This is a genomic window from Cardinium endosymbiont cBtQ1 of Bemisia tabaci, assembly GCF_000689375.1.
Taxonomy (GTDB): Bacteria; Bacteroidota; Bacteroidia; order Cytophagales; family Amoebophilaceae; genus Cardinium.
Map to the genome: position 1 here is coordinate 1 of NZ_CBQZ010000008.1, position 13,514 is coordinate 13,514.

At 32.9% G+C, this 13,514-nt stretch carries 10 protein-coding genes and 8 pseudogenes; 7 read left to right on the forward strand and 11 right to left on the reverse strand.

All coding sequences use genetic code 11. The features are described from left to right. Nucleotides 1–397 (reverse strand): annotated as a pseudogene (locus CHV_RS04395) (IS982-like element ISCca4 family transposase); the annotation flags it as partial. A 481-nt stretch (nt 398–878) separates the two neighbouring features. Between CHV_RS04395 and CHV_RS05450 the strand changes: the two are divergent. From CHV_RS05450 to CHV_RS05670, 3 pseudogenes are all read left to right on the forward strand, one after another. Then, nucleotides 879–2,285, forward strand: a pseudogene (locus CHV_RS05450) (IS5-like element ISCca5 family transposase). Nucleotides 2,286–2,318: 33 nt separating this feature from the next. Continuing rightward, nucleotides 2,319–2,750, forward strand: a pseudogene (locus CHV_RS04415) (IS256 family transposase); the annotation flags it as partial. A 34-nt stretch (nt 2,751–2,784) separates the two neighbouring features. Continuing rightward, nucleotides 2,785–2,966: pseudogene (locus CHV_RS05670) on the forward strand (IS5-like element ISCca5 family transposase); the annotation flags it as partial. Between the two features lie 20 nt (nt 2,967–2,986). On the opposite strand, the gene CHV_RS04420 reads toward CHV_RS05670, so the two are convergent. The 4 genes from CHV_RS04420 to CHV_RS05675 form a co-directional block, all read right to left on the reverse strand. Further along, complete coding sequence (locus CHV_RS04420) at nt 2,987–3,439, reverse strand: hypothetical protein (protein ID WP_034577630.1); 453 nt, start codon at nt 3,437–3,439, stop codon at nt 2,987–2,989. Between the two features lie 39 nt (nt 3,440–3,478). Next, on the reverse strand, nt 3,479–4,444 hold the full coding sequence (locus tag CHV_RS04425) for a hypothetical protein (RefSeq protein ID WP_034577632.1): 966 nt from the start codon (nt 4,442–4,444) through the stop codon (nt 3,479–3,481). A gap of 130 nt (nt 4,445–4,574) precedes the next feature. Further along, nucleotides 4,575–5,030 (reverse strand): hypothetical protein, encoded by a 456-nt coding sequence (locus tag CHV_RS04430; protein WP_130721347.1) that lies wholly within the window; start codon nt 5,028–5,030, stop codon nt 4,575–4,577. Between the two features lie 97 nt (nt 5,031–5,127). Next, entirely contained in the window at nt 5,128–5,289 is a 162-nt protein-coding gene (locus tag CHV_RS05675; protein WP_156933603.1) for a hypothetical protein, read from the reverse strand. A 139-nt stretch (nt 5,290–5,428) separates the two neighbouring features. On the opposite strand from CHV_RS05675, the pseudogene CHV_RS05455 reads away from it, so the two are divergent. Together CHV_RS05455 and CHV_RS05460 are read left to right on the forward strand one after the other, a co-directional pair. Next, nucleotides 5,429–6,307 (forward strand): annotated as a pseudogene (locus tag CHV_RS05455) (IS982-like element ISCca4 family transposase). A gap of 62 nt (nt 6,308–6,369) precedes the next feature. Continuing rightward, a protein-coding gene (locus tag CHV_RS05460; RefSeq protein WP_130721316.1) for an IS5 family transposase occupies nt 6,370–7,133 on the forward strand; the annotation gives its coding sequence in 2 pieces (ribosomal slippage) (nt 6,370–6,742 and nt 6,742–7,133; 765 coding nt in all). Nucleotides 7,134–7,138: 5 nt separating this feature from the next. Here CHV_RS05460 and CHV_RS04450 read toward each other — a convergent pair. Next, entirely contained in the window at nt 7,139–7,879 is a 741-nt protein-coding gene (locus tag CHV_RS04450) for an ankyrin repeat domain-containing protein (RefSeq protein WP_034577636.1), read from the reverse strand. A 72-nt stretch (nt 7,880–7,951) separates the two neighbouring features. Here CHV_RS04450 and CHV_RS04455 point away from each other — a divergent pair. Next, nucleotides 7,952–8,700: pseudogene (locus CHV_RS04455) on the forward strand (IS5 family transposase). Nucleotides 8,701–8,720: 20 nt separating this feature from the next. Here the strand turns inward: CHV_RS04455 and CHV_RS04465 are convergent. From CHV_RS04465 to CHV_RS05465, 5 genes and pseudogenes are all read right to left on the reverse strand, one after another. After that, complete coding sequence (locus CHV_RS04465; protein ID WP_034577639.1) at nt 8,721–9,479, reverse strand: ankyrin repeat domain-containing protein; 759 nt, start codon at nt 9,477–9,479, stop codon at nt 8,721–8,723. Between the two features lie 5 nt (nt 9,480–9,484). Further along, a complete protein-coding gene (locus CHV_RS04470) occupies nt 9,485–9,676 on the reverse strand; it encodes a hypothetical protein (RefSeq protein WP_034577641.1) in 192 nt (63 codons plus the stop codon). A 346-nt stretch (nt 9,677–10,022) separates the two neighbouring features. Beyond that, entirely contained in the window at nt 10,023–10,946 is a 924-nt protein-coding gene (locus tag CHV_RS04475) for an Rpn family recombination-promoting nuclease/putative transposase (protein WP_223245687.1), read from the reverse strand. 46 nt (nt 10,947–10,992) lie between these two features. Further along, the gene (locus tag CHV_RS05870; RefSeq protein WP_223245688.1) at nt 10,993–11,217 is read right to left on the reverse strand and encodes a hypothetical protein; all 225 of its coding nucleotides are present in this window, start codon (nt 11,215–11,217) and stop codon (nt 10,993–10,995) included. Nucleotides 11,218–11,263: 46 nt separating this feature from the next. Next, nucleotides 11,264–12,669, reverse strand: a pseudogene (locus CHV_RS05465) (IS5-like element ISCca5 family transposase). 305 nt (nt 12,670–12,974) lie between these two features. On the opposite strand from CHV_RS05465, the pseudogene CHV_RS04485 reads away from it, so the two are divergent. Next, a pseudogene (locus tag CHV_RS04485) lies at nt 12,975–13,514 on the forward strand (IS982-like element ISCca1 family transposase); the annotation flags it as partial.

Below are 13,514 nucleotides of genomic sequence, written 5' to 3' on the forward strand. Positions count from 1 at the left end.
ATACTTTATGAGCATAAGCTCTTTTTATATTACAAACCTTTATAGCGGTTGAATCCATAAAATAACAGCCTGTTCTCGTTTTAGAAAGACTTTGAGAAAAAAAGTAAAATGGAACTACTGTTCTTTGAACTAGGGATATAAATCTACTATAGCTTACTAACTTGCAAAAGTCATTAGAATGAAATTGTTGTAAATGAATATAATACAACTTAAAATTTCTAAAGCCAATTACATGAAAAGCAATTAATATTGTCATTATTTCGCTCAAAGTCAGTGAACATGTTCTAGTAGGTTTTCTATCTGAAGTAGGTAACAAATGTGATTCCATATAAGGCATAAATTTTATAAGAAATTCATCAACAGCGTAATATATTTCAACTAATTTTGATACATTCATATCCGGCTCCTTTGGTTTTTATGATTATTTTTCAATCCCACAAATTTAAAACACAAAGGAGCTTTTTATACTCTTTTCTTAATTTCTAATCCAAAACTGACGTTAGAAAGCTAAATCTCTGGAACCGAGTCAAACATATGGCAAAGAAAAGAAAGTATGAATGGCTATCAACCAATGAGCTACATACCCAAGGACTATACAAAGTCAGTGGTCATCTTAGCTATAGTTGGTAAGGCTTCGCATGCTGCGTGTATGTTGACATTCGCGTTGATCATCGGAAAGCCGTATGAAGGAAAACTTCACGTACGGCTTGATGAGGAGGTAGGGGAAACCGGGAAACTAGGCGCCTCTTCCTTACTCTACTTAGTCGGCCCTGAAATACCATATAATTATTTGTTAATCAGCAAATAAATGGTTAAATTTATATATGGTTAATAACCAGTTTTTAGGTTGTTTTGTATAAAAAGCTTGCAAAATAAGGATGAAATCTAAGAAAATAAATAATAGCCTTGAGCGTTTGTTTGAGCAACGCTTATCTAGTTTTCTCAACCCGAAACATCCATTATTCCAGTTATCTGATTCGATTCCTTTTCACTCCTTAGCATCAGATTTAGACCGCGGTTTTAGCTATGGACCTGGTCAACCTCCTTTGCCTATTCGTTTAATTATAGGTCTTCTCATTATCAGTCATATGTATAATATTTCTGATGAACAAGTAGTGGTTAGATGGGTAGAAAACCCTTATTGGCAATACTTTTGTGGTATATGATTATTTTCAGTTTAAGATGCCTTGTAACCCCAGTTCATTGACCCGTTGGCGCCATAGATTAGGTCAAGAAGGTCTCAATAAGATTTTATCTATGACTATAGACTTAGCGCTAAAAAAAAAGTACTGACCCGAAAAGAACTTGAAAAAGTTATAGCTGATACTACTGTAATGGAGAAAAATATCCGTTACCCAACTGACTCTTCTTTGCTTAATAAATCCAGAGAAAAATTGGTCAGTATAGCCAAGAAAACAGGTATTAAACTGCGTCAAACTTATCAGCGTTTAGGTCTATCTATCAAACGTAAAGTTGATTGCTATGCTCATGCTAAACAGTATAAACGTTTATCTAAAGGCATTAAAACATTAAAAACCTATCTTGGTAGAGTAGTCAGAGATGTAGAACGTTCTATACAATCCTCTGATGATCTAATACGGAATCAATTTACCAATCTACTATCTATAAGTAAAAAACTTATAAACCAATCAAAAAAAAGTAAAGATAAAATTTATAGCATCCATGAACCATCCGTCTACTGTGTAAGTAAAGGTAAGTCTAAACATCCTTATGAGTTTGGTTGCAAGGTACAATTTACAGTAACGCATAAAAAAGGTTTAATTGTTTCAACAGAAGCAATACATCCTAATGCTTACGATGGCCATACTTTGCAGAAGAGTTTATTACAAGCCGAGCAATTATCTGGTACCAAAGTAAAGTATGCTTTTGTAGATAAAGCCTACCGGGGTAATAATATACCTGTTAGTGAATGTAATATATTTATAAGTGGTTCTAAAAGGGGAATAACGCCTGCTACTAAAAAAAGCTATAAAAAGAAGATCTTCTATTGAACCGCATATTGGTCATATGAAATCCGATGGTAAATTATCTGTTAACTATTTGAAAGGTATTCTAGGAGATAAACTTAACGTTATTTTATGTGCTATTGCTCATAACCTACGACTGATTACAAGAAAGTTATTCTTAACACACTCACAATCACATAAATTAAAACCTATATAATTAAAATTCTTAATCCAAAACCAGTTATACCTATATCTTGGGTAGGAAAAATAGAGCGCCTGCTAAACCATAAATATTGTAAAAAAAGATCCATTCAATAAATTTATTCAAAAATAATATTTCAGGGCCGACTACTTATTCGTAATTCGTTACGCTATGTACCCTATAAGGACATGAAGTCCGTTGCATCGGATCTTAAAGTTATTTATCGCGCTATTTCTCTTGATCAAGCCGAAGAAGCACTTCTTATTTTTAGTGACAAATGGGATAAAAAATATCCAGCAATTAGTCGTGCATGGCATAAAAATTGGAGTAACATTATAACTATTTTTGACTATCCTGACGAAATACGAAAAATCATTTATACGACTAATGCCATAGAATCACTCAATAGTGTTATTAGAAAATCAATCAATAACCGTAAGATTTTTCCTAATGACCAATCTGCATTAAAAGTAGTATATTTAGCCATACAAAAGGCATCACAAAAGTGGACTATGGCTTTACATGATTGGAGAGCGGCTATGAATCGATTCGCTATAGAATTTGATGAACGATTCTACTAAAAACGGCACTTACACAAAATCATTTACAGGCTCTGCTATTGCTCATAACCTACGACTGATTACAAGAAAGTTATTCTTAACACACTCACAATCACATAAATTAAAACCTATATAATTAAAATTCTTAATCCAAAACCAGTTATACCTATATCTTGGGTAGGAAAAATAGAGCGCCTGCTAAACCATAAATATTGTAAAAAAAGATCCATTCAATAAATTTATTCAAAAATAATATTTCAGGGCCGACTACTTAGAGATGTTTGATCTACTTCAAATACAAATTCATTATTCCCATCTAAAACCGGTATACCTTTCTCTACAATTTTACCTCTTAGAGTTTTTAATTTTCCTTTTAAGCCCCCACTAACCCTATAATTAGTTACATAGAATTTATCAGAACTATCCTTGTGATCGCAAGATATATTTAATACAATATGCTGACCATATATACTACTTTCTGCACTAAACTGAGGATGGGATATAACAAATTGATCTATAAATTTCACATATCTACTATCTCCTTTTTCATTGGTAACCACAATTGTAGGGAATGCATCTCCCATATAGCTTAATGGTTTAAAAATCAATTTATTTTCACCTACTTTTAATCTCATTCCTTCTCGTAATTCTATTCCGCCAATAAAAAATTTACCTCCCCCTAATGAAATAGAACTAACCTTGTATTCCATTTCTTTTTCCTCCTTTTCTAATGGGATGATCGTCAGAATTCAGGATTGTTCTTTATAAGGTAACAATAATTTGTCTTGTGAATCAATAGTTATTTTTGCTTCAAAGTCTGAGATTATATGATCTTGAACCTTAAACTCAATAGATGACTCTTGGGTTATATGACCTCTACTATTACCTATGGTCAAATGTATTTTGTGATGCTCTTCCTCATTGCCTTCTTCAAGAGAAGGTTTATAGAATAATTTGGTTGTGCCAAACTGAATTGGTTCGTTCCCACAAATTGGTTTTTTTACACCGTCTAGCCCTTCTATATAAATTCTACCTTTCCCTCCCGTTATAGTGGATTTAACTATTTTATACTTCTGAAGCTCTGCCAGTTTATTATCTGATTCAATGCTTAGCTCTATAGGCGTTCCTTCTTTATCTTGCACATAAGCAATTTTTGCCTCTGTACTAAAATTTAGGCTGTAATTTGGTTCTCCTAACTTTATAGAAAAATCATGCATTTTCCCTGCTTCTTTTCCATAGTTCACAGTAAGGATCTTACATAGAATATGTATATTATGTGTGCGACAGGATTCATTAGTATCTGGGACGTAAAATAGCTTTGTATCTCCACACTTTAATTTTGTTCCATCTTCAACTTGAGCCCCTAATAATTCTTTTCCATCTTTTTCATAACGGAAAAATAGCTTACCCGAGCCTCCGTCTACTCTAACATCCTTTACCAAAAAGTTTATCACTTTTTCATTTACTTCATAAGTCTCCCAGCGGTCTAGGGGAGCAGGGCGGTTTTTACTGTTCCAATCAGCATCCATTTTTATATTTAAAACTAATGGAACTCGTTCTGCTAAAATGGGTTGAACGCCTTGTGCTGTCGAGAAACTGGATATATTTCTGGGCACCCATTTTGGATCTCCCGCTAGAAAAGCACGAAAGTCCTTGGTGCAACCAGAAAACAGACAGGAAAAGGCAATAAAAAATTGGAAAGTGAATTTTTTCATATGCATAATAGTAAAAATTATATATATTTATACTGGGGTTTTTTAACCCTATCCAAATGTAGGATATTATACACATACATACAAGTCTTTTTACTAAAAAATCAACTAAATTTTAATTTATTAAGTTTAGTTAAAATGTTATACGAAATCCAGCTGAGAACCGGTAATTAAAAATATCTTTTTTAACAAGAAAAGATATAGGTGTTTCGGCTAGTAGCACTAAGATTAGTTGATCGGTGATATAGTGCTCTAATTCTAATCCTAGTTGAATACCATAATTCAATCGTTTTTTAGTATCAAGCCAAAATCGATGATCAAATTTATAGCTACCCTGTGCACCTACTAGAAAGTTTAAATAAGTAGTTTCATAGCTACTATATAGGTTAACATGATAAGAATTACACCAGGTTAGTAAGTTTTTATTTGAAAACCCTCCACATAACTTCATATGCCAGATATCATTAAAGTGGCAAACATAGCCACCTGAAAATCCATGCATTTTATGAGCTATTCCATAGTTAAGTTCTAGGCCATGGCATCCATGTGTATGAATAGGTTTTTGTAAGCTATAGGTAGGTTTAGACACGCCCCATGCAGTACCATGAAAACTTAAAAATAGAACAAGAAATTTTATTAGTTTACACCTAAACATCTGTAAATAGATAATTGATATGGTATGATATTTAATTATCCTCAAACAGAATCTTATATTTAGCCTTATCTCCTAATAATCCAAATGCAGGTTGAATTTCGTTAACCCAACCTGAACGAATACCACCAGCCTCCGCGATAACAAATAAAGGATCTTTATTCGCACGATACCTGTCTTTAGATAGTGTCGTCATGAAATATTTTGTATATTAGGTTTGTAGTTCGTATAAACGTCAGTTTTGGATTAGAAATTAAGAAAAGAGTATAAAAAGCTCCTTTGTGTTTTAAATTTGTGGGATTGAAAAATAATCATAAAAACCAAAGGAGCCGGATATGAATGTATCAAAATTAGTTGAAATATATTACGCTGTTGATGAATTTCTTATAAAATTTATGCCTTATATGGAATCACATTTGTTACCTACTTCAGATAGAAAACCTACTAGAACATGTTCACTGATTTTGAGCGAAATAATGACAATATTAATTGCTTTTCATGTAATTGGCTTTAGAAATTTTAAGTTGTATTATATTCATTTACAACAATTTCATTCTAATGACTTTTGCAAGTTAGTAAGCTATAGTAGATTTATATCCCTAGTTCAAAGAACAGTAGTTCCATTTTACTTTTTTTCTCAAAGTCTTTCTAAAACGTTTTTTAGGCTGTTATTTTATGGATTCAACCGCTATAAAGGTTTGTAATATAAAAAGAAGCTTATGCTCATAAAGTATTTAAGTACAATTGCTAGTAAAGGTAAAACTACTACTGGATGGTTTTACGGAATCAAATTAAACTTGATTGTCAATGATTTAGGAGAAATTATGAATTTTTCTCTTACTACAGGTAAGTCCAATGATAGATGGCCAGTAGAAAACTTATGTAAAAATTTGATCGGAAAAGTATTTGCTGATAAAGGCTACTTGAGTAAAGAATTATTTGAAAAACTTATGGGAAAAGGCATAGAACTGATTACTCAAATCAGAAAAAATATGAAAAATGCTTTCATGCCTATCTGGGATAGGCTAATGCTTCGAAAGAGATCTATCATTGAAACCATTATCGATCAGCTTAAAAATATTAGTCAGATAGAACACTCCAGGCATAGAAGTATACCTAATTTTATTGTCAATTTAATAGCTGGTATTACAGCTTATTCACTAAAAGAGAAAAAACCGGCTATAGATAATATATATACAACTGGTTTACAATAAGTCTAATCCGAAACTCACGTTTATTATATTTTTAGATTAATAAGATCAATTATATTCCTAAGATGTCTAAATGGATTCACCGTCATGATATTTCAGACAAAGTATGGTCTATTTTATCACCTCTACTTCCAGGTCAACAAGGAGGTTGGGGAGCTGTTGCCAAAGATAATAGGCTGTTTATTAATGCAGTATTTTGGATTTTACGTACAGGATCTCCTTGGCGTGATCTTCCATCTAGCTATGGGGATTGGAAAAACACCCATCGTAGATTTTCTCGCTGGAGAGATAATGGTATATGGGAAAGGATCTTAGAGAGACTAATTAATAATCCTGATTTTAAATGGCTTATGATTGATTCTACTTATATAAAAGTACATATGCATGGAACGGGTGCGAAAGGAGGAAACCAATTTATGAGTCGAACAAAAGGGGGCTTAATACGAAGCTACATTTGGCCGTGGATGCGTCTGGTATGCCGGTCAGAGCTATTATCACAGAAGGTACCAGAGCTGATTGTAGCCAATCTACATATCTTATTGAAGGGATAACTCCAAAGCATTTGTTAGCAGACCGCGCCTATGATACCGATAAAATCATTAAATATGCTAGAGAAAAAGGTATTGTTCCTGTTATCCCTCCCAAAAAAAACAGAAAAATAAAGCGTGATTTTGACAAAAATCTATATAAATTCCGACATCTTGTTGAAAATATGTTTCTCAAAATTAAGCAATGGAGAGGAATCTCCACTAGGTATGCAAAAAACACAGCATCATTCTTGGCAGCTGTCCAAATTAGATGTATCCATCTATGGGCTAACTTCTTATGACGACACTATATAGGTGTTCTAGCACTTGCATTCATATGATTTACAAAAGCGCCATGCTGGATAAGGGCTATGCATATTTTATTGGATATATCCTTACTAGTTCTCTCTTGCATCATGTTTTCTACTGCTTCATGCAAAGGAGTATCAAATGATCTAGGAATTAAATAATTAGGATCTGCACCATAGTCTAACAATAAACAAACCATATCATAATTATGATTATTAACCGCTGTACATAGCGCAGAAGTTGCTAGTGTTGACTCATTTGGATTGCCTCCTTTTTCTAATAAAGACCTTAATCTTGCCATATCTTGTTGTTTAACTGCCTTTAAGACACTATATGGACTACTAAATACATAATTACGAGATAACCCTTGAATCATATCTTGTGGTATAATATATCGACATTCAGGACAGGTCATCGGTTGACGATTCTGACCTTGAGCGACCATACTTGGGGCAATACAATCTACATGGAATCTGTGATTATTATCATTATTAGTACCCGTACAATCTAGTGAAACAATAGGCGCAATATTATAATCAGTATTATGGGAATTATATAAACCTTCATGGCAAATACTACATCTCCAATTTTTGTTTTTATGTTTGCTTTGTCTTGAAAATCCATCTGGAGAAAGGATATCTCTGAGTGTTTCATGTCTATTAGATATAGCCAACATCAAAGGCGTAAAACCACTTCTACTCTTAGCGGTCTTACTAGCACCTTTAGATAGTGTCGTCATGAAATATTTTGTATATTAGGTTTGTAGTTCGTATTATATTTTTAGATTAATAAGATCAATTATATTCCTAAGATGTCTAAATGGATTCATCGTCATGATATTTCAGACAAAGTATGGTCTATTTTATCACCTCTACTTCCAGGTCAACAAGGAGGTTGGGGAGCTGTTGCCAAAGATAATAGGCTGTTTATTAATGCAGTATTTTGGATTTTACGTACAGGATCTCCTTGGCGTGATCTTCCATCTAGCTATGGGGATTGGAAAAACACCCATCGTAGATTTTCTCGCTGGAGAGATAATGGTATATGGGAAAGGATCTTAGAGAGACTAATTAATAATCCTGATTTTAAATAGGCTTATGATTGATTCTACTTATATAAAAGTACATATGCATGGAACGGGTGCGAAAGGAGGAAACCAATCTATGAGTCGAACAAAAGGGGGCTTAATACGAAGCTACATTTGGCCGTGGATGCGTCTGGTATGCCGGTCAGAGCTATTATCACAGAAGGTACCAGAGCTGATTGTAGCCAATCTACATATCTTATTGAAGGGATAACTCCAAAGCATTTGTTAGCAGACCGCGCCTATGATACCGATAAAATCATTAAATATGCTAGAGAAAAAGGTATTGTTCCTGTTATCCCTCCCAAAAAAACAGAAAAATAAAGCGTGATTTTGACAAAAATCTATATAAATTCCGACATCTTGTTGAAAATATGTTTCTCAAAATTAAGCAATGGAGAGGAATCTCCACTAGGTATGCAAAAAACACAGCATCATTCTTGGCAGCTGTCCAAATTAGATGTATCCATCTATAGGCTAACTTCTTATGACGACACTATATAGCGACAAGCACTTCAACTATTTCTTTAAAGCCTCTTCTAGCAGCCCAATGAAGAGGCGTAAATCCATACAGATTATTTGTATCATTAACCAGAGAACGATCTTTTTCTAATATATGTTTGACTACATTTATATACCCATCTCGACAAGCCCAATGGATAGGCAATAACCCAACTGAATCTTTCTTCCCAATATCAGCAAAGTGGCAGAAAATAATATCCAGGATTTCTTGGCCTATAGCTCCTTCACCTGCCGCCTCCCTTATAACACTTGATTTTCCATTTTCGTCAAATACTACTTCTGCACCATGAGAGAGCAGTAAAGATACCATATCTTTGTTTTGATGACACACAGCAGTGTAAAGCATGTCATCCTTATAATCTTGGTTATTGATATTCGGATTAGCACCTTGTTGTAGAAGTTTTTTTACTTGTTCGACATCATCTCGACGAACAGCTATTGACAATAGCGTATCACCCATCTTATCAATCTCATTGATATTTTTTATGTCCTTTACATCTTTGGTATCTTTGGTATCTTTGGTATCTTTTTTACTTTCTAGATTAGATGTATTAACTGCTGTACAACCCAGTTTAGATTCTTTATTGATACCACTCTCTTTTTTACGCTTTACAGGCGCAGATTTATTCTGATTCGACCTACTAGGTTTAGTAGAGGTAGTATTTTTCTTATTACCCAAACAATTTGTAGCTATAAGTGCTAATAATGAGAATGAATAGTATGATCTTTTCATATGATTTATTTTACTTGGATAGGTTCTGATCCATTGTCCAACAATAATTCAGCCATCTTTATTTTTTTCTTAAGGATAGCTAACTCTATAGGAGACATGCCGTCAATATAATCATCTGTTTTTTCACTTAAACACAATAGATCTAATCCTACATTCTGACAACTATCAGATGGCGTTATATTTAAACGTTTCGTCATATTAGTTTTAACTTTATATCTTATATATATTACTATGTAATGTATATAAGATATAAAATATTACTCAAAAAAGCAAATATATTTAGACCAAAAGAAGTATTCTGCTAAAAATGATTTTTTGTTTTTGAAAGAAAGGAGATAGGATAAACGAGAAAGATAGGATTATATAAAAATAGCCTCTTTTTAAGGAGGCTATTTCTAAATGCATATTATATTAACACCTAATGAAAAATAACATAACCTCGTAAAAATAAGTATAAAAGTTTAGAATACAAAATTATTTATACAGTTGATTATCAAAAGTATATATTTATATTTTATATAATGATACAGAAATCTGTTTCTATTACTTAAGATCTTGAATATCAGAAGGATATAAACCAGTAATAACAACAATATCTTCTATAGAATAGCCCTTTGAAAGCATGGATTTAGCAATCTCCATCTTTCCCTCCATCTTTCCCTCTAGCTTTCCCTCTAGCTTTCCCTCTAGCTTTCCCTCTAGCTTTCCCTCTTCCCTATATTTTTGTGCTACAGTTCTCATAAGATTTTCTTTGTCTTCTTTAGGAAAATGTTCCTTTATAATCTTTTCTAGATCTATATACTTATCTTCTGGTAGTTTGCTATCCGTATACCATAAAAAATTCCTTACATAAATATAGCCTTTTTCCTTATCCAGGAAAAGACAAGATTTAAAGTTTTCTAAAAACTCTTCCCATAGATTTAAAATATCTCTTGCATAAACATACTTCATAAAATATTCAAGCATTCCTAAATGCTGCTTCTTTTTAATTGCTTCATCTGGCATGGAATATAAGTCTACCAGCTGATAATCACCTCCCATAAACTCTTTGGCAAGATCAGGTTCTACAAACAAGTCCCATAAACTTCTAGGCACGTTAAATGGTCTAGTACCGTGATAGATTACTATGGGAATCACCAACGGTAACTTTGATTGATGCTTTGTTTTATGCCTTTCTATCAACAAAAAAATATATTTCCATAGCTTAAACGCTATCCAGTAATTAGGACTTACCTCTGCTTCTACTAATGTGTATATAAACGCTTTTTCATTATTTTTCATCTTGATAGAGAAGACCAAATCACTAAATTTCTGCTTTAAATCTTCTTCTACGTAAGACTCTTTCTCTACTTTAAGGGTATTCAGATCCAGTATTGACTTACAGGATTCTGGTAGATAATGGCTGATAAACTCCTGGGCAGCTATTGGATCAGAAAGTATTTTCTTGGCCAAACTATCATGCTTCAATCTTTCTGTCATAAAAATAAATTTCTATAAAAATTGTTCATTTCTATTAATACTCAGACAGCCACTCTTCCAGATCTACATAGCTTTCTTCTGAATCTAGTAGATTATCTCCCTCATCTACTTTTACAACGGTGCTAGAAAATAATCTAAGGGCAAAAGCATCTATCCAATTTAGGTTTTCTGCTGCATTGGACCTATTGTACCAACAGACTGATTCAAATGGTAAAGTGTTAAAATAGGCTACTACATCTTTATACTTAAACGTAGCTATCGTATGGTCTAAATAGTCGGCCCTGAAATATTATTTTTGAATAAATTTATTGAATGGATCTTTTTTTACAATATTTATGGTTTAGCAGGCGCTCTATTTTTCCTACCCAAGATATAGGTATAACTGGTTTTGGATTAAGAATTTTAATTATATAGGTTTTAATTTATGTGATTGTGAGTGTGTTAAGAATAACTTTCTTGTAATCAGTCGTAGGTTATGAGCAATAGCACATAAAATAACGTTAAGTTTATCTCCTAGAATACCTTTCAAATAGTTAACAGATAATTTACCATCGGATTTCATATGACCAATATGCGGTTCAATAGAAGATCTTCTTTTTATAGTCTTTTTTTAGAGCAGGCGTTATTCCCCTTTTAGAACCACTTATAAATATATTACATTCACTAACAGGTATATTATTACCCCGGTAGGCTTTATCTACAAAAGCATACTTTACTTTGGTACCAGATAATTGCTCGGCTTGTAATAAACTCTTCTGCAAAGTATGGCCATCGTAAGCATTAGGATGTATTGCTTCTGTTGAAACAATTAAACCTTTTTTATGCGTTACTGTAAATTGTACCTTGCAACCAAACTCATAAGGATGTTTAGACTTACCTTTACTTACACAGTAGACGGATGGTTCATGGATGCTATAAATTTTATCTTTACTTTTTTTGTATTGGTTTATAAGTTTTTTACTTATAGATAGTAGATTGGTAAATTGATTCCGTATTAGATCATCAGAGGATTGTATAGAACGTTCTACATCTCTGACTACTCTACCAAGATAGGTTTTTAATGTTTTAATGCCTTTAGATAAACGTTTATACTGTTTAGCATGAGCATAGCAATCAACTTTACGTTTGATAGATAGACCTAAACGCTGATAAGTTTGACGCAGTTTAATACCTGTTTTCTTGGCTATACTGACCAATTTTTCTCTGGATTTATTAAGCAAAGAAGAGTCAGTTGGGTAACGGATATTTTTCTCCATTACAGTAGTATCAGCTATAACTTTTTCAAGTTCTTTTCGGGTCACTACTTTTTTTTTAGCGCTAAGTCTATAGTCATAGATAAAATCTTATTGAGACCTTCTTGACCTAATCTATGGCGCCAACGGGTCAATGAACTGGGGTTACAAGGCATCTTAAACTGAAAATAATCATATCCACAAAAGTATTGCCAATAAGGGTTTTCTACCCATCTAACCACTACTTGTTCATCAGAAATATTATACATATGACTGATAATGAGAAGACCTATAATTAAACGAATAGGCAAAGGAGGTTGACCAGGTCCATAGCTAAAACCGCGGTCTAAATCTGATGATAAGGAGTGAAAAGGAATCGAATCAGATAACTGGAATAATGGATGTTTCGGGTTGAGAAAACTAGATAAGCGTTGCTCAAACAAACGCTCAAGGCTATTATTTATTTTCTTAGATTTCATCCTTATTTTGCAAGCTTTTTATACAAAACAACCTAAAAACTGGTTATTAACCATATATAAATTTAACCATTTATTTGCTGATTAACAAATAATTATATGGTATTTCAGGGCCGACTAAATAGGTAGGCGGATGGTTTTTACCAGGTACTATTAACTGAATGGACTCTATATCATACACCTGTCTAGCTGTAACCTTATCAAACCTGAACTCTGGATTAGATTTTCATATTTGCGTATAAAGAAGCTTCTTTGAGTTTTAAATTTAGGTGATTGAAAATTACCTCTAAAAACTAAAGGAGCCGCTTATGAATGTAGACAAATTAGTAGAAATATATTATATGGTAGATGAGTTTTTAATAAAATTTATGCCTTATATGGAGAAAAAGCTGTTAACAGAGCCCACAAGAAAACCCACTAGAACTTGTTCTCTTAACTTAAGCGAAATAATGACTATACTAATTGCTTTTCATCTAATAGGTTTTAGAAATTTTAAGATGTATTATATTCATTTAGAGCAATTTCACTCAAGTGAGTTTAGAACATTAGTGAGCTATAATAGATTCATATCACTAGTAAAAAGAACGTTAGTTCCTATGTATTTCTTTACGCATAGTCTTTCTAAGACAAGAACAGGTTGTTATTTTATGGATTCAACAGCCATTAAAGTTTGTAAGGTACAAAGGGCTTGTTCTAACAAAGTATTTAAATCAATAGCTACTAAAGGTAAAACAACGACTGGCTGGTTTTTTGGGTTCAAGTTACATTTGATTGTAAATGATTTAGGTGAAATTATGAATTTTACACTTACCCCAGGTAGGGTCAAGGATAGATTCCCTGCAAAAAGT